The organism is Listeria booriae (assembly GCF_000766865.1).
GTDB classification, from domain to species: domain Bacteria; phylum Bacillota; class Bacilli; order Lactobacillales; family Listeriaceae; genus Listeria_A; species Listeria_A booriae.
This window is the reverse complement of record NZ_JNFA01000019.1, coordinates 34,919-52,220: the sequence shown is the minus strand read 5'-3', so window position 1 is coordinate 52,220 and position 17,302 is coordinate 34,919. Positions and strand designations below refer to the sequence as shown.

18 protein-coding genes are annotated in these 17,302 nt (G+C 40.8%); 2 read left to right on the top strand and 16 right to left on the bottom strand.

Features of this window, described 5'->3' with window-relative positions:
- Nucleotide 1 precedes the first annotated feature (1 nt).
- From hrcA to lepA, 3 genes are all read right to left on the bottom strand, one after another.
- Nucleotides 2–1,039: a heat-inducible transcriptional repressor HrcA gene (hrcA, locus tag EP57_RS06205; protein WP_036085251.1), complete on the bottom strand. Its 1,038-nt coding sequence runs from the start codon at nt 1,037–1,039 to the stop codon at nt 2–4.
- A gap of 135 nt (nt 1,040–1,174) precedes the next feature.
- Nucleotides 1,175–2,302, bottom strand: a complete 1,128-nt coding sequence (gene hemW / locus EP57_RS06200) for a radical SAM family heme chaperone HemW (protein WP_036085250.1) — start codon at nt 2,300–2,302, stop codon at nt 1,175–1,177.
- An 86-nt stretch (nt 2,303–2,388) separates the two neighbouring features.
- On the bottom strand, nt 2,389–4,212 hold the full coding sequence (gene lepA, locus EP57_RS06195) for a translation elongation factor 4 (protein WP_036085249.1): 1,824 nt from the start codon (nt 4,210–4,212) through the stop codon (nt 2,389–2,391).
- Between the two features lie 244 nt (nt 4,213–4,456).
- On the opposite strand from lepA, the gene rpsT reads away from it, so the two are divergent.
- Complete coding sequence (gene rpsT / locus EP57_RS06190; protein WP_036085248.1) at nt 4,457–4,711, top strand: 30S ribosomal protein S20; 255 nt, start codon at nt 4,457–4,459, stop codon at nt 4,709–4,711.
- A gap of 107 nt (nt 4,712–4,818) precedes the next feature.
- Here the strand turns inward: rpsT and holA are convergent, their stop codons facing one another.
- The 12 genes from holA to EP57_RS06130 form a co-directional block, all read right to left on the bottom strand.
- Nucleotides 4,819–5,844, bottom strand: coding sequence for a DNA polymerase III subunit delta (gene holA / locus EP57_RS06185; protein WP_036085246.1), 1,026 nt, complete (start codon nt 5,842–5,844; stop codon nt 4,819–4,821).
- Between the two features lie 70 nt (nt 5,845–5,914).
- Nucleotides 5,915–8,152 carry a DNA internalization-related competence protein ComEC/Rec2 gene (locus EP57_RS06180; protein WP_159106421.1) on the bottom strand — a complete coding sequence of 746 codons (2,238 nt, stop codon included), beginning with the start codon at nt 8,150–8,152 and terminating at the stop codon, nt 5,915–5,917.
- A 30-nt stretch (nt 8,153–8,182) separates the two neighbouring features.
- Nucleotides 8,183–8,746 carry a ComE operon protein 2 gene (locus EP57_RS06175; RefSeq protein ID WP_036085244.1) on the bottom strand — a complete coding sequence of 188 codons (564 nt, stop codon included), beginning with the start codon at nt 8,744–8,746 and terminating at the stop codon, nt 8,183–8,185.
- 67 nt (nt 8,747–8,813) lie between these two features.
- A complete protein-coding gene (locus EP57_RS06170; RefSeq protein WP_036085242.1) occupies nt 8,814–9,431 on the bottom strand; it encodes a helix-hairpin-helix domain-containing protein in 618 nt (205 codons plus the stop codon).
- A gap of 105 nt (nt 9,432–9,536) precedes the next feature.
- The gene (locus tag EP57_RS06165) at nt 9,537–10,268 is read right to left on the bottom strand and encodes a class I SAM-dependent DNA methyltransferase (protein WP_036085240.1); all 732 of its coding nucleotides are present in this window, start codon (nt 10,266–10,268) and stop codon (nt 9,537–9,539) included.
- Nucleotides 10,269–10,320: 52 nt separating this feature from the next.
- The gene (gene rsfS / locus EP57_RS06160; protein ID WP_036085237.1) at nt 10,321–10,677 is read right to left on the bottom strand and encodes a ribosome silencing factor; all 357 of its coding nucleotides are present in this window, start codon (nt 10,675–10,677) and stop codon (nt 10,321–10,323) included.
- Nucleotides 10,678–10,680: 3 nt separating this feature from the next.
- On the bottom strand, nt 10,681–11,256 hold the full coding sequence (yqeK, locus tag EP57_RS06155) for a bis(5'-nucleosyl)-tetraphosphatase (symmetrical) YqeK (RefSeq protein WP_036085235.1): 576 nt from the start codon (nt 11,254–11,256) through the stop codon (nt 10,681–10,683).
- Nucleotides 11,249–11,818, bottom strand: a complete 570-nt coding sequence (locus EP57_RS06150; protein WP_036085233.1) for a nicotinate-nucleotide adenylyltransferase — start codon at nt 11,816–11,818, stop codon at nt 11,249–11,251. The genes yqeK and EP57_RS06150 overlap by 8 nt, the downstream gene beginning before the upstream one ends.
- 15 nt (nt 11,819–11,833) lie before the next feature.
- Nucleotides 11,834–12,124 (bottom strand): ribosome assembly RNA-binding protein YhbY, encoded by a 291-nt coding sequence (gene yhbY, locus EP57_RS06145; RefSeq protein ID WP_036085231.1) that lies wholly within the window; start codon nt 12,122–12,124, stop codon nt 11,834–11,836.
- The gene (gene aroE / locus EP57_RS06140; protein WP_036085230.1) at nt 12,118–12,945 is read right to left on the bottom strand and encodes a shikimate dehydrogenase; all 828 of its coding nucleotides are present in this window, start codon (nt 12,943–12,945) and stop codon (nt 12,118–12,120) included. Before aroE ends, yhbY begins: the two co-directional genes overlap by 7 nt.
- Nucleotides 12,946–12,961: 16 nt before the next feature.
- Nucleotides 12,962–14,062 (bottom strand): ribosome biogenesis GTPase YqeH, encoded by a 1,101-nt coding sequence (gene yqeH / locus EP57_RS06135; protein ID WP_036085228.1) that lies wholly within the window; start codon nt 14,060–14,062, stop codon nt 12,962–12,964.
- The gene (locus EP57_RS06130) at nt 14,059–14,580 is read right to left on the bottom strand and encodes a YqeG family HAD IIIA-type phosphatase (protein WP_036085226.1); all 522 of its coding nucleotides are present in this window, start codon (nt 14,578–14,580) and stop codon (nt 14,059–14,061) included. The genes yqeH and EP57_RS06130 overlap by 4 nt, the downstream gene beginning before the upstream one ends.
- 139 nt (nt 14,581–14,719) lie before the next feature.
- Between EP57_RS06130 and EP57_RS06125 the strand changes: the two genes are divergently transcribed.
- Nucleotides 14,720–16,525 (top strand): M3 family oligoendopeptidase, encoded by a 1,806-nt coding sequence (locus EP57_RS06125; RefSeq protein ID WP_077916805.1) that lies wholly within the window; start codon nt 14,720–14,722, stop codon nt 16,523–16,525.
- Nucleotides 16,526–16,571: 46 nt separating this feature from the next.
- On the opposite strand, the gene mtnN is transcribed toward EP57_RS06125, so the two are convergent.
- Nucleotides 16,572–17,273 carry a 5'-methylthioadenosine/S-adenosylhomocysteine nucleosidase gene (mtnN, locus tag EP57_RS06120; RefSeq protein ID WP_036085224.1) on the bottom strand — a complete coding sequence of 234 codons (702 nt, stop codon included), beginning with the start codon at nt 17,271–17,273 and terminating at the stop codon, nt 16,572–16,574.
- Nucleotides 17,274–17,302 lie beyond the last annotated feature (29 nt).

Below are 17,302 nucleotides of genomic sequence, written 5' to 3'. Positions count from 1 at the left end.
TCTATTTTTGATTATCATGATAAAGCCTTGTTAAAACGGTTGTTAAATCGCGACTTACCAAATCAACTAAGCCCATCATGCGGTCGTATTCCATCCGTGTCGGGCCGAGGAGGACGATACCTCCAACATGTTCATTAGCGATGCTGTACGTTGCGGTAATAATACTACAATTCTCCATCAACTGATGATTGATTTCCGTACCAATCTTGACATGCAGGCCTTGAGGGATATTAGAAAAGAGCTGGTAAACATCCTTTTCCTGATCCATCAACCGCAGCAATTCACGAACTTTCGTAAAATCATGAAATTCCGGCTGATTCAAAATATTCGTCTTGCCGCCAAAATACACTTTTTCCTTACTAATTTGTTGAAATGACTCTTGCAAAATGGAAAGCATTAATTCATGATTCACCACATTACTTCGAAGTAATTCAGCTACTTCTGCGGGAATCACCGCCTTCATCTGATCAATTGGTAAACCAACCAACCTTTCATTCAAAATGTTGACAACTCGCTCCATATCGCTTGGCGTCATCGTCTCAGGAATCGTCACAACATGGTTGTCAATGTGACCCTGATCTGTAATGAGTATTAACATCGCTTGGTGTCGATTAATTGGTACGAAACGAAAACCACTTAGACGGTTCTGCTTCGACGCTGGACCAAGTAAAATCGATGTATAATTCGTCAAATCCGACAACATCAAGGCTGACTTCTGAATAAGCTGCTCCATTTCAAAGTAATTCTCTGAAAAAAGCGATTGGATGGATATAATATCCTGCTTATCAAGCTTCGGCGGATCTAACAAAGAATCGACATAGAAACGATATCCTTTCTCAGAAGGAATGCGTCCAGATGAAGAGTGGGTCTTCTCAATGAATCCGTATTCTTCAAGCACGCTCATCTCATTGCGAATCGTTGCTGAACTAAATGGTAAGTTGTTTTCCTTCAGCAAGTTCTTAGATCCAACTGGTTGCACAGTCTCGATGAAATGGTCGATAATGGCACGAAAAATCAGCAATTGCCTTTCGGTTAACATATCTATCACCTCTTTTAGCACTCGATAGGTTTAAGTGCTAAATACAATTATAAATTTACCACTCCGCCCGTCTGCTGTCAACAAAAAACACTCAATTTCAGACTAAAGTATTAATTAGCTGAAACCGAGCGTTGCTTACAGAAATTCTTGAAAAACATTGTTCCCTAAAAAACGGCCTCGTCGTGTCAGGCGGACGCTTTCTGGTGTAGACTCTAGCCAGCCTTTTTCGATGGTTTTGTCGATGGCGTTAGCAAATGTTGCATCCAATGATTGACCGAATTTAGCTTGGAAATGGGCTTTGTTGACACCTGCGACTTTGCGTAAACCGAGAAACATTTCTTCTTCCATCTTTTCTTTGAGTGAGAGTTCTTTTTGTTGGAAGGTTGGGAGGTCGCCGTTTTGTAAGGGTTGCATGTACTTTTTTAGTGGACCGTAATTGGCATAGCGTGTTTCGCCGATATAGCCATGTGCGCCAGCGCCAAATCCGAAGTAATGTTCGTTGCTCCAATAGACAATGTTATGACGACTTTCATAGCCTGGTTTCGCGAAGTTACTAATTTCGTATTGTTTTCGCCCGTGTTTTTCCATAGTAGACATTAATTTTTCGTACATGTTTGCCTCTGCATCTTCGCCGGGCAGAATTAGCTTGCCTTTTTGCATGAGGTTGTAGAAAATTGTTTTTGGTTCGATGATTAGTGAATACGCGGAGTAATGCGGTAAATCTAGGTCGAGCGCTTTTGTTAAAGTGTCTTCGAAATCGGCTTCTGTTTGACCTGGCAAACTGAAAATAAGATCGATGCTCACATTTTCAAAGCCAACTTGTTTTGCATTATTAACCGATTGGTATACATCGTCGACAGTATGGATTCGTCCAATTTTCTTTAGCAATTCATTGTTAAAGCTCTGTACGCCCATGCTTAAGCGATTGACGCCATAATCTTTCATAACTTGTAGTTTACTAATCGATAAATCACCAGGATTGGCCTCAAAACTGAATTCTGCGTTCTCCGTCATTGGGAATAGGCGCGAAATAGAAGAACATAATTTGGCCAATTGCGCTTCGTTCAAGGTGGTCGGCGTCCCTCCACCAACAAATACCGTCTCAACCGGACTCATTGTATGTCGCTTCGTCACCATTTCCATTTCTTTAATCAGTAAATCGACATATTCATCGACCGGCTGTCCTTCTAAAAATACTTTGTTAAAATCACAGTAGTAGCAAATATGTTCACAAAACGGAATATGAATATACACCGCGGTCATTTTGACTCACTCATTTCTTTAAGGGAAAAAGCGACAATTCTATGCTCTTTTAAGAACAGAGAAAATCGCTTTTCCTACCAACTCTTTTATTTATCATCCATTTTCAAGATAGCCATAAAGGCTTCTTGTGGCACTTCAACAGAACCAATGGACTTCATACGTTTCTTTCCTTCTTTTTGTTTCTCAAGCAATTTACGTTTACGCGAAACATCGCCGCCGTAACATTTAGCAAGTACGTTTTTACGCAATGCTTTGATTGTAGAGCGGGCAACTATTTTCGTACTAATCGCCGCTTGAATCGGAACTTCAAACTGCTGACGCGGAATAAGCTCTTTTAATTTCTCAACGATAATTTTCCCACGATCATAAGAGAAATCACGGTGAACAATAAAGCTAAGCGCGTCGACTTTCTCGTTGTTAAGCAGAATATCCATTTTCACAAGTTTCGATGGACGGTAGCCAATGAGTTCATAGTCAAAAGAGGCATAACCTTTCGTACCTGATTTCAACTGATCAAAAAAGTCATAAACAATCTCGGAAAGCGGCATTTCATAAATGACACTAACGCGAATATCGTCTAAATACTCCATAGTCATGAAATTCCCACGTTTATTTTGCGCAAGTTCCATCACAGCCCCAACATAATCGTTCGGAACCATGATTGTTGCCTTCACGTACGGTTCTTCTACTGATTCCATCACGCCTGGCTCTGGCATTTCCGCAGGGTTATCCACAACAATTTGCGTACCGTCTGTTAAATTCACGTGATAGATAACACTTGGTGCAGTCGTAATCAAGTCAATATTAAACTCACGCTCAATACGTTCTTGAATAATTTCCATATGAAGTAAACCAAGGAAACCACAACGGAAACCAAAACCTAAGGCTTGCGATGTTTCTGCCTCATACTGCAGTGCCGAGTCATTTAATTCTAATTTCTCCAACGCATCACGCAAGTCATTGTATTTAGCAGAATCAATCGGATACAAACCACAATACACCATTGGGTTTAATTTACGATAGCCTGGTAACGCTTCTGCGGCTGGGTTATTAGCTAATGTAATTGTATCCCCGACGCTTGTATCACTCACATTCTTAATAGCCGCAGTCAAATATCCGACATCGCCGACCATTAATTGATCTCTTGGCGTCGACTTAGGCGTGAATACGCCAACTTCTGTTACTTCAAATTCACGGCCATTTGCCATCATGCGAATTTTATCTCCAGCCTTCACAGAACCTTCCATGATACGAATATTCGCGATAACGCCACGATATGCATCAAATACGGAGTCAAAGATAAGTGCTTTTAGTGGCGCGTCGATATCTCCAGTCGGTGCAGGAATCTTAGCAACAACCTGCTCTAAAATTTCTTCAATACCAATACCCGACTTCGCCGATGCCAACACTGCATCTGAGGCATCTAGGCCAATAACATCTTCAATTTCGCCACGAACCCGTTCTGGTTCTGCAGCTGGAAGGTCAATTTTGTTAATAACAGGCATAATTTCCAAATCATTGTCTAGTGCCAAATATACATTGGCCAGCGTCTGCGCTTCAATACCTTGCGCCGCATCTACGACTAAAATAGCACCTTCACAAGCCGCCAAACTACGTGACACCTCATATGTGAAATCGACATGTCCAGGTGTATCAATCAAGTGAAAAATATATGTTTCGCCATCTTTGGCCGTATAGGATAATTCCACGGCGTTCAATTTAATTGTAATTCCACGTTCACGTTCCAAATCCATCGAATCAAGCAATTGAGCCTTCATTTCCCGATGCGTTAAAGCATTCGTTTTTTCAAGGATACGATCGGCAAGCGTTGATTTACCATGATCAATATGTGCTATTATCGAAAAATTTCTTATTTTCTTTTGTCTTTCTAGCATTTCTTCTTTCTTCATTTCTCCAGCTCCCGAATTCGAACTCATCTTATTAAAACGATGGCAAGCTAAGATAGATTATATCAGTAGAGCTCGCTATTTTCAATCACTTCCGATATTTTTCATGAAAAAATAAATAAATTAGTAAAGTAATATTGCAATATCCGCTTCATTTAGGTATAATAGCATTTGTTCTAGTGTAATTTTGAAGGGTATGGTATATATTATAGATACTACCTCATAAATTTGGGCGGAGGTGAATGAAATGCCAAATATTAAATCAGCAATCAAACGTGTAAAAACAACTGAAACTCGCAACAGCCGCAATGCATCACAACGTACTGCAATGCGTACAGCTGTTAAGAAATTCGAGCAAGCTGCAGAAAACAATGCAGATAACGCAAAAGAATTATATGTTGAAGCTAGCAAGAAATTAGACAGCGCAGTTAACAAAGGTCTACTTCACAAAAACAATGCAGCACGCAACAAATCTCGTTTAGCTAAAAAACTAGCTAAATAATCCGATTGAATAATCGTCGAAACATCGCACATTGTGTGGTGTTTTTTGTTTTGGAGAAGAAAAGATTCCTAACCTCCTCTTCCCCGCTTAACCCCATATCTAAACTACTATTTAACTCTTTGATCCTGTAACGAGAATAAAAACCATTCTAACCTCTGCGCCTTATCTCCGTAACCTGTCTTCATTTCAAAATCCATTTCTGCCAAACGTTCCAATGTTGCAGTTAGTTGCTCATATGAAAAACTTTTCGCCTGCCTAGCGCCAATTTTAACTCGGAAGGGATGCACTTTTAGTTTCTGGGCAACTTGTTGTTGACTGAAACCTTGTTTCTCTAATAGCTTTATCTGCGTTAATAATCGGAACTGACTTGCGATAAGTGCCAGTATTTTTATTGGTTCTTCTTTTTGCTTCAACAAATCATAATAAATGCTAAGCGCGCCACTAATATCTAGCGCAATCATCTTATCTAGTAGCAAGAAAATATTCTGCTCTAGCGACCTAACTACCAGGCTTTCGACATCTGCTACGCTAATTTCACGGCTTTCTAATTTATATAACATCAACTTATCTAGCTCATTCATCGCTGTAGTTAATTGCCCGCCAGTCAGTTCCATCAATCGTTCAATAGCTGGTATTTCCATGCTGAAATCATTATTTTTGATTGCTGATTGAATCCATTTTCGTAATTCAGCGTCATTTGGACGTTTAGCATCTACGATAGTCGCTTGTTTCTTGAGCAATTTCGTTAACTTCTTACGTTCGTCAAGTTTCTCTACTCTCGCAATGATAACTAAAATAGAATAGTCGACAGGTTCATTCAAGTAGTCTTCAAACCTAGCTGTTCGGTGTTCTATCTTGCTCTTCGTTTTCTCCGTCGTTAAAAATGAAGGGTTCGAAGCTACAATTAGACGGCGATCACCAAAGAAAGGAATCGTTTCGGCTTCCTCAATCACCTGTTCAATGGCTGTTTCATCTAAATCAAAATTGGCATAATTAAAATCTGTATCTTCTGTATCCAAGATGTTTGCAACTAGTCTTTTTTTCGTTTCGTTAATGATATAATCCTCGGTTCCGATAATTAAATAAATCGGCGCAAATTGCTTCTTCTCGATTTTTTTCCACTCTGCAATCATCTCTTGCCCCCACTTTCTATCGTCTCACCATCTATCGTAAATCAACTACCAACTTTACGCAAGCACAAAATCATTCTAACCCAAAGCTAAATCCTTCCGAAAAAGTATAACGGACCTCTCCTTGTAAGTCCGTTCGATAAATAGTAGCCTGCGCGTCTTCCAATGTCGTCAATGTTTCTTCGCGAGGATGTCCAAAGCGGTTACCTAACCCACAAGAAATAATCGCAATATCTGGTTTAACTTTATCAATAAATGCTGGCGTTGTGGATGTTTTACTCCCATGATGTCCTACTTTTAGTATGTCAGCTTTTATTAACGGATTATCAAGTAAAGCCTGTTCCGTCTCTGCTTCAATATCGCCTGTGAATAGCCATTTCCTATTATCTAATGTCGCCGCAATGACAATAGAGTCGTTATTTCCAGCTTCTCCTCTTATTTTTGGACTGATGACTTGAAAAGTAGACTCGCCTATTCGCCAATTATATCCAGCTAATACTTTCCTTGTTGGCGTTTCTGGTAGTGCTTGTAAAGCTTTTTTCATGATGCTTTTCGTTTCCCCACCATCAGCATAGATTAGTTCTTTTATGCGAATCATGTGTCCTACGTCAATTAGCCCTTCCATATGATCTGCGTCACTATGCGTAACGATTAGCTTATCGACTTTAGATATGCCTCTTGATTTGAGAACAGGGACCACAATGTTTTTCCCAATCGAAAATGGTTCTTTACGCTCTGCCCATTTCTCCTTCTCAAAAGCCATTTGACCGCCGACATCAATGACATAATTTCCTTTATTCCACGGCAACTGGATTAATATGCTATCGCCTTGCCCGACATCGATTAAGGAAACTTTGCCCGTCCAATTAACGGAGCTAATAAACAAACATAAAACTATTGGGATTAAATATCGACAAACCTTCCCTGTCTTCTCCCACTGATAAAAAAAGAAAAATGAAAGAATTACAAGCAAAATTACGAAGACACTGCTGGGTCTGCCAGTTACCCATGTCGTAAATGGAATACTTTGTAACAGGACGGCAAATGTTTCTGAAACTGTAACGGCTATTTTCATGATAGCTGTTGGAACAACTAATAAAAGCGGTATTACATTCAAACAAAATAGTAGTAAAAAGCTAAGTGGTAGCAATATAAACGTGAATAAAGGCACATATATAATATTCAGAAATACACCAACAATCGAGAATTCATAAAAATGATAACTCATGACTGCGATTCCAGAAATAGTGGATATGAGTGAAACGTACAATGAGTTTAATAAATTAGACGATGTTCGCCGCATAATTTTTCGCCCGGATAAAATTATTGCAAAAGAAACCGCATAAGAAAGTTGGAAGCCTATTTCAAATACACAATATGGCGAAAACAAAAAGACAAGCATGAAACTACAGCATAGCGCCTGTAAAGAAGTAATCCGAATCGGTAATAAGTTGCCAAGCATTAAGCAGATTGTCATGACAGCCGCTCGAACAACAGGGGCATTCCCTCCTGTCATTAGGCAGTACAACGGTAATAAACACATGATTGTAATGGCTGTTTTTTCAATTTGGAAACCTAGTCGGCGCAATAATAGCAAGAAACCTGACACAATGAGATTTACATGTAGACCTGAAATGGCTAATAAATGGACAACTCCTAAACGTTGATAATTATCATACACAGTCGCATCTACATAACTTCTGTCACCATAAATCAATGAAGCAACATACGGTGCAATCTTATTATCTAAAGTGGTGTCTATCTTTTCCAGCTGAGATTTCCTGAAATTCTTCAATGTATGCAATAGCGATTTATTCGATATCTGAGTAGACTTCAATGAATTCGCTTTCCACAACCAATGCACTTTCTTATGGTATAGAAAAGCCTGGTAATTGAATTGATCTTTGTTTCGATTCTTTTCAGGAGCTTCTAGAACACCATTTATTTGCAACTGATCGCCGTATTTCAACTGCTTCAACTGTTGTTGTTCTTTTTGGCTTGCGATTTTATAGCTTAGTTGTAGACGTTCTCCTCGGTATATAACTTGTGCTCGGAAGGCATCTCCATCGATTGTCATTCCATCATTTAGTGTTGCAGTAACTTCTAATTCACCTGATTCCAATACAGATTGGTTCTGGTTATCAGAAAACCAGAAAAAACCTCCTGCTGCAAGTGCAATACTGAGGAAAACTACTAAATTAGAACGTTTGAATAAGAGAGCAAGAATAAGTAGTATACCTAGTAACAGAAAGGTTTTTGTAGAAATAATCGTACATATTACAGCGGAGATAATCGCTATAGTAGCCGTCAAAAAAAGACGTTCTATAACACTCACCTCGCTTTATTTTAAAAATTGTTCTTTTAATTTAGCTTCTAGATGCGTTATTGTTTCTTGCGGAATGTCTTCTTGTTGCAAGACTTCTTGCACCGTTTGAATGACTGTTTGTTCGATTTGCGCGGTATTGCTGAGCACATGTTCATCGAATGGTACTTTCTTTACTTCGACGCCTGCTCGTTCGAACAATTCAATCGCATATGGATGGTTCTTATAATCTTTCGCGTAATAAACAGCTTTTATTCCGGCTTGAATAATCGATTTGCAACAAGCCACACATGGAAAATGGGTGACATACATTTCTGCGTGATCCGTTGATGCACCAAATTTTGCGCATTGTAATATCGCATTCATTTCCGCATGAATGGTGCGAATGCAGTGTCCTTCGACTACGTAACAGCCTTCTTCGCTGCAATGATCACCGCCTGCAATAGAACCATTATAGCCACCTGCGATAATACGTTTATCTCGAACAATAGTAGCGCCAACCATTAGGCGAGTACATGTACTTCTAGAAGATATTAAATGACTTTGTGCTAAAAAGAATTGATCCCAAGCTATTCTTTGCATATTTGTCGCTCCTTTAAAGTTGATGCTTTAAGTATATGCTTTTCGAATTCGCTACGTCAATAACTTTTCACTCCACTGTAATATGTTCGCTCAAGCGTTCTACAGTTTTAGCTCCAATTCCTGATACTTTTGACAGGTCCTCTACTTTCTGGAACAGTCCTTCTTTTTCTCGATAATCGATTATTGCTTGTGCTTTTGTTGCACCGATGCCAGGAATGGTTTGTAGTGCTGTGGTATCTGCCGTGTTGATATTTACCTTCTTGGAATCGCCTCCTCCTGATGCTTCGGCTTGGGCTGTTGTGACTGGTTGAATGCCCTCTTCGCCTACTTTTCCAGCATAAATAACCATCTCATCAGTGACTTTTTGAGCCATGTTGAGAAGCTTTACGTCTGCTTCGGGTGATAGTCCTCCCGCTTTTAGAATGGCATCTTTCACGCGACTATCTGCTGCTAACTCATAGACGCCAGGCTTGTTTACAGCGCCTTTTACGTCCACGATTAACACTTTGGATGTCGTTGGTTCCTGTTTCTCGGCTTTTGCCTCAACAACAGGGGCTTCTTGTGCTACTGCGTCGGTTGTGGCCACTTCTTCGTCTTTTTGCATGAAGAAAAATAAGCCTGCTGCGACTAATAATGCGGCGACACCAATAATGTACTTCTTGTATGTTTGCCATAAATCTAACATCTTCTTCACCTGCCTTTAATAATTTTATTCGCCATCCCCTCTCTTTTTCCTTCTTTCAGTCGCCGGCTTCTAAAACGCAAAAAAGAGAAATGACCAGTAGAAAAGTCATTTCTCGCAGATGAAAAAGATTCTTTCACTTGTTTTAGTAGGCTCAGAATTTGTAAAATCCGCACAAATTTTTATTTTACGAAATCCAGCTTCTGTAATTGCTTTTCGGTACCATTCGACAGGATACGTGCGTTCTTTATGTAGCTCGTCATAGCGCTCATACAAGCCATTTGGTGTTTCTCGGAAGAACGTTAATTCATGTTCTACGGAATGTGGAAATTCCCCGGGAAACGAGTTCCAAACGCATGAAATTTCGATATCACTATCGCCATAACTGTAATCTTTGAAGCATTCGTCCACTTTATAAACGGAATGGACGTCGAACAAGAAAATACCGCCTTCTTTTAAGTTGGCATATACGCTTTGCAGTGTGCCGTGAACTTGTGCTTCTGTCTCTAAATAATTAAGTGAGTCGCAAAAACACGTCACCAAATCAAATATATCTAGCGCTTCCATCTGCGACATGTCTTGTTGTAGCAATGTTAGTGGCACATCTTCGCGCAATGCTTTCTCACTTGCAACGGCTAGCATTTCTTCTGACAAGTCTACACCTGTCACTTCGAAATCATCCTTTGCCAACCTAACAGCAAGCTCAGCCGTCCCACACGCCACGTCAAGCACTTTTCCGCCTGGTTCAGGTAAATAGGGCTTCGCAAAAGAAAACCAGTTGTCGTACAGCTCCTCGTCCATGAGCGCATCGTAAAAGTTAGGAAAATACTCGTAACTCACTTTTATCTCCTCCAATCAAAAAAGGAGCCGTTTCCAGCCCCTTTCGCATTTCTTACATTGTAAAAGCTGCTTCGATGTTTTCTAGCGGTGCGTCTCCCCAAAGTTTCTCAAGGTTGTAGTAGCTACGCTCATCTTTGTGGAATACGTGAACAATCACATCGCCAAGATCAAGCAAAATCCATTTAGCGGCGTCAAAACCTTCTAAACGTTTCACATCTACATCATTTTCTTGCGCTTTTTCTTTGATTTCTTGGGCAATTGCTTGTACTTGCTTATCGGAATTACCGTGGCAAATAACAAAATAATCGGCAAATGCGGATAAGCCTTCCATATTAAGCGCCAGAATGTCCTCTGCTCGCTTATCGTCCGCTGCTTTCGCGGTTAACATTAATAAATCGTGACTTTTCAATAGTTATACCTCACCTTCAATTTGTAAACGTGCAAAATAATTATATGCTTCAAATGTATCTGGAAAAATCGGTTGTCTTTTCGTGATTAAAAAAGTAATGGTGTTTGCTAAGGCGAAAAGCATCGCGGCATCCAACGAGTCAAAAGACAAACGGCGAGCCTTGTAAACGCCAGGGAAAGAGCGATTTGGTTCCGTGTAGTCCGCCAAATAAATAATTTTATCCAGTGTACTCATCGCAGCATTTCCTGTTGTATGGCAAGCGATTGCTTGTAAAACGGCTTCGTCTTCTACGCCAAACTTTTCTTTTGCTAAAAAAGCGCCTACGGGAGCGTGCCACAGTTCTTGATTATAGGTGAATAGTTTTGGATCCATTTTTTGTTCGACCATAATTGCCATCATTGCTTCTTTATCCACATATTTCGCATAATCATGCAGTAACGCCGCAGTACTTGTTTGTTTTGCGTCAATATCGTAATGCTCCGCAAGCTCTAATGCTGTTTTTTCAACACCTAGCGTATGGATGAAACGTTTTTCGGGCATAGCTTCTTTTACGGCTTCTAAAATTTCTTCTCTATTCATATAAATGATGCTCCTTTATATACTTGCTCACTTGTTCAGGAACGTAATAATCAATTGGCAATCCAGCTACCAAGCGTTCTCGTAGCAACGACGAAGATATGTCCATCGCGGGAACTTGAATTTCCTCAATGTCGTATGGCGTGTTTCCATCATAATGAGGTCGATTGACGCCAACAAAGTTCACAAGTTTTATCAATTCATTAATATGATACCACTTCGGTAAATATTCAACCATATCTCCGCCAATTATAAAGGAAAATGCGGCATTTGGAAACTCTTTTGTCATTTCCAACATCGTATCGTACGTATAGGATTTCCCTGTTCGCTTCATTTCGCGGTCATCTATTTCGAAATAGGGATTATCTTTAATTGCCAAATCAAGCATTTGCAAACGGTCTGCATTGCTCGCTAAGCCACTTTCTTGTTTATGTGGTGGAATAGCATTTGGCAAGAAAATAATTTTCTCAAGACCTAACTTTATGCGCGCTTCGTTGGCAATAATTAAATGTGCATGATGTGGCGGATCAAATGTGCCACCTAAAATACCGATTTTTGCGTTCAAGGCAATTCCACCTTCTTATGGCAATTGGATTTGTTTTTTATTGCGTGATTCTTTGTATAGAATAATCGTGCGGCCAATGATTTGAACAAGTTCAGAGCCAGAACGCGAACTGATCATTTCGGCTACTTCTTCTTTTGGCTCGTCACAATTTTGTAGAATCGAGATTTTGATTAATTCGCGAACTTCTAGAGCTTCAGCGACTTGCTTGATTAAATTCGGTGATACCCCACCTTTTCCTACTTGAAAAATGGCATCGATATCGTGAGCTTCTTTGCGTAAAAAACGCTTTTGTACATTGGTTAACATTCGGTTCCTCCTACTTGTTTCAATACAATTTGTTTCATTAATTCACGGTCAGCATCAAGGCCTGTCCAGAGTTGGAAGGCAATGGCGGCTTGATTTACGAACATTGGTAAGCCGTTTTGAATGATGGCGCCGTGTGTTTCTGCTTCTTCTAAAAAGGCTGTTTTAGCGGGATTGTAAATAATGTCTGAGGCGTTGGTGCCAGGTGCTAAATTTTGCAGACTGATTGGTAATTCCGGGTTTTCTTTTGTGAGACCTGCGGATGTGGTTTGAATGATAATCGTATAGTCCGCGAGATTGGTCTCGGCTTCTTGTAAGCTAATTGCCGCGTGGATTGTGCCTGCCACCATGTTTATCGCTTTTTCTACTGTGCGATTGGCGATGGTTATGTTGGCGTCTGTGCGATTGGCTAGCGCGTGGAAAATCGCTTTACTTGCACCGCCAGCTCCTAAAATAAGAATTTGATCTGTATGTGTGATTGGTTTGATGGTTTGGAGTCCTTCCAAATAGCCTGCGCCATCTGTATTATAACCGGTCCATTTCCCATCGCGCACAACCACTGTATTAACGGCACCACAAGCTTTTGCTTCTACATCAATAGCATCTAGAAACGGCAGAATTTTCTCTTTGAACGGACTTGTGATGTTAAAACCGCTGATACCAAGTGTTTTTAAGCCTAGCATGGCATCAGCGAATGTTTCTTCTTCAAGCAAAAATGGGACGTAGCTTGCATCTAGCTGATTTTTTTCTAAAAGAGCCGTATGCATCGCCGGGGAAAGGGAATGAGCAATTGGGTTGCCGATAACGCAATACAATTTCTTCATAAAGTGGCTCTCCTCCTTATACGATAGATCTGCGGATAGTGACACTTACGCCATCCGGTACCCAAGCTGTGACTTTTGCGCCGCCTTCTGGTACTGTAATCCAACCTAATCCGGAAAAGACGATATCTGCTTTTTCTTTGATGGAAAATGTGTATGGTACTAGTTTTGGCAAGGCTTCGATGTCTGTTTCGCCTGGTGGTTGTAGCAATTTGCCAGCTTGTGTTTCGTATAGATTGTCCGCTTTTTCGAGTTTCGTGCGGTGAACCATTAAATTATTCGATGTGTAGACGACGAACGATCTTCTGCCGCCACTTGTATAGTCAAATCGTGCTAGTGCGCCAAGGAATAATGTTTGTTCCTCGTTTAACTGGAAAACAAGCGGTTTGATTTCTTTTTTCGGTGAAATGACTTTTAGTGTCGCTGCATCAACGACGTGCGCGATTTGATGGTGATTGATAATCCCTGGTGTGTCAACGAGTACGCTACCGTCATCGAGTGGAATTTCAATCTTATCTAATGTCGTACCTGGGAATTGGGATGTTGTAATGACATCGTTTTCGCCAGTCGCCACTTTAATAATGCGGTTAATTAGTGTGGATTTACCAACATTTGTACAGCCCACAACGAAAACATCGCGGCCATCACGTTCTTCTTCAATCTTCTCAAGCAATGCTTCAAAAGAATGACCTTTCTCAGCGCTGACAAGGACGCAATCTGTTGGTGCTAAGCCAAGCTCACGGGCACGCCCACGCATCCATTGTGTCAAGCGTTCACGTTTCAATGATTTTGGTAGTAAATCGGCTTTATTTCCGACAAGTAGCACTGGATTATTGCCTACAAAACGGTGTAAGCCTGGTAACCAGCTACCATCGAAATCGAAAATATCGACAACATAAACAATCAAGGCTTCTTTTGTTCCTAATTGGTTTAAAATCTTCAAAAAGTCATCGTCCGTTAGTGGTACATCTTGAATTTCATTGTAATGTTTCAAGCGGAAACAACGCTGGCAAATAACGTCTTCTTTGTCTAAAGAAGATTCAGGCGCGTAGCCCGGTTTGGTTTTATCGGTCGTTTGAATCACGGCTCCACAGCCAATACATCTAATTTCTTCGGTCACAGAGAATCCTCCCATTTTAGTTCTGATTTTTTAGCTAGTTTTTTCAAAATTATTCGTTCCATGAAACGATTGAATTTCGTCGCAAAGCCGTCTGTGTCTTTTACAGGGCGCACGAAAATAGTCGTCAAACGTTGGCGATTGCCACCAAATATATCAGTCATGATCTGATCGCCTATCATCACGGTTTCTTCTGGCGTTGAACCAAGGTCGGCTAACGCTTGTTGGAACGCCGTTGCTAGTGGTTTCTTCGCTTTTGCTAAATACGGAATTTTAGTTGCGATGGCCACTCGCTTCACGCGTTCTTCGTTATTATTCGATACGATCATCACTTTGATACCTTCTTCTTCTAACAGACGAAACCAGTTCGAGATTTCATCGGTTGCATCGAGTTGATCCCAAGCGAGTAACGTATTATCTAAATCTGTTAATACCGTCGTTTTCCCCATTTTTCGCAGTTGGTCGGCGGTAATACCAAACGGCGATGTTAACATTTTATCCGGCGAGAATTTTTTTAGCAAAATAGGCACCTCTTCTTATTTAATCGGTTCACTAACTTGTAATCCTAATAAATTTTAACATCTTTCGGCGTATTTTACAAAAAAATCTGTGAGAAGTGCTATAATGAAGTGGAAAATACCTATTTCAAGGGGGATTATTATGTCGAAAAACTATGCTCTAGTCTGGGATTTAGACGCGATTTATTCGGGTGGAAGTGGCTCAGAAGCGCTCTTAGAAGCCTTGGCGGAAACAACGAAAGACATCGCGTCATTTAAACAAGCGGTGCGCGATTGGGAAATTCCAAGCGGCTCAGCTGATGTGAGTGAATTTTTATTATTGATTAACCAAAATGCAGATATTGCGAAACAATTGATGAACGCAGCGGCATTTTTAGAATGTTTATCTTCTGCGGATACGCGTGATTTGAAAGCGGTGGAACTTTCTGGCGATGTGTATCAACAATTATCTGAGTTAGAAACGATTGAAAATGAATGGCATGAGAAATTCGCCCTTATTTCAGATGATGTATGGGCTTCCTTACTGCAAGAAAATGGCTTGAGCGAGATTGCTTTCGTGTTGAATGAAGCTCGCGATAATCGGAAGAAAAAAGGAACGCGTGATGAAGAAACGGTGATTAGCGCGCTGAATGTTGACGGTTATCGTGGTTGGTCGGATCATTATGATACGATTGTAGCAACAATTCGCGTGCCTGTAACGATTGATGGTGAGGACAAAGAAGTTTCAGCTGGACAAGCATTGAATTTGCTTAGCCATCCTGACCGTGCCGTTCGTGTCGCTGTTTTTGAAGCATACGGAAAGGCGTGGCAAGAGAAATCGCAGTTGTTTAGTGATACGCTAAACCATCTCGCTGGCTTCCGGCTTGCAGTATATCGCACGCGTAAATGGGACAACGTTCTCTCTGAACCGCTAGCTATCAACCGTTTGGATGAAAAAACACTCGCAACTATGTGGGAAGTTATCGAGATGCATAAAGCGACATTTGTTGACTTCTTAAATCGGAAAGCCCAACTTTTTGGTATTGAAAAATTGAGTTTTCATGATGTTTTTGCACCACTTACGCTGGATTCTGAGCCGAAGAAATATACGTATCAAGAAGGTGCGGATTTTATTTTGACACAGTTTGCGAAATTTAGCCCGAAAATGGCTAGTTTTGCGAAACATGCGTTTGAACAGCAATGGATTGAAGCCGAGGATCGCGATAATAAGCGTCCTGGTGGCTTTTGTACGGACTTCCCGTTGGAGAAGGAAAGTCGCATCTTTATGACGTATGACGGTGCTCCTGGGACGGTTGCGACATTGGCTCATGAGTTAGGACATGCCTTCCACTCGCACGTGATTCGTGATGAACCGTTTGAAAATACGAATTATGCGATGAATGTGGCAGAAACTGCTTCTACTTTTGCAGAAATGATTATTGCCGACGCTTCCGTGAAAGAGGCTGCGACAAAAGAAGAGAAAATCGTTCTTTTGGAAGACAAAATTGGCCGTAGTATCGCTTTCTTTATGGACATTCGCGCCCGTTTCTTGTTTGAAACACGTTTTTATGAAGCACGCAAAGAAGGCCTTGTTTCTGCGGATCGTCTAAATACATTGATGGAAGAAGCGCAACGTGAAGCGTTTAAAGATGCGTTATCAGAATATCATCCACAATTTTGGTCTTCCAAATTGCATTTTTACATCGCGGAAGTGCCATTTTATAACTTCCCCTACACATTCGGCTATTTGTTCTCATTAGGCATTTACCACCAAGCATTAGCAGAAGGAAGCGGCTACGAAGACAAATACATCGCCTTACTACAAGACACTGGCGCGATGACAACCGAACAATTAGCTCAAAAACATTTAAACATCGACTTAACAAAACCAGATTTCTGGGAAAGCGCACTAGAAATCGCTGTTGGAGACGTCAAGGAATTCCTAGAGTTAACAAACGACCTCGTATAAAAGCAAAGCCCGCCAAGCACAATCGTGTTTCGCGGGCTTTTTTTGACTATAATTGCGCTAATAATTGCAAAATACACGTTGATGAGTTCGCAGCAGCCGTCGCCAAGAATTCATCAAAAGAAACGCTTGCTTCACTATCCGCCACATCAGAAAGTGCACGAATAATTAAAAACGGGACATCGAATTGGTGAGCAACTTGCGCAATCGCACAGGCTTCCATTTCTACAGCCTTCACTTCCGGAAAGAATGTCGTAATCATTTCTCTTTGGTCTGGGCGATGAATGAATGAATCCGTTGTTACAACAAGGCCATACACCGCTTTGCCCTTTTCAGAAAAATTGTCTTGATATACTTGTTGCGCCAGTTGCATCGCAGTAGCGTCGCCTTGATATTGTGCTGGCATTTGTGGAACTTGTCCATATGTATAGCCAAATGCAGTTGCATCCACATCTCCGTAAGCAACATTGTCAGAAATAATGACATCCCCTACTTCTAATTCTGCGCCAATTCCGCCTGCCGAGCCCGTATTGATAATCAACGAAATATCATAATGATCGCATAATAACGTGGTGGATAATGCAGCATTTACTTTTCCGATACCAGATTTCAGCAAGACAACTTCCTTTCCTGCAAGTTCACCAACGTAAAATTCTGCACTAGCAATCGTTACTTCTTCCAAATTCACGAGCTTTTCTCGCAAAATCATCACTTCTTCTTCCATCGCACCAATAATAGCGATTTTCCCCATGTGTCATCCTCCTAAAAAAACTGTGCCCG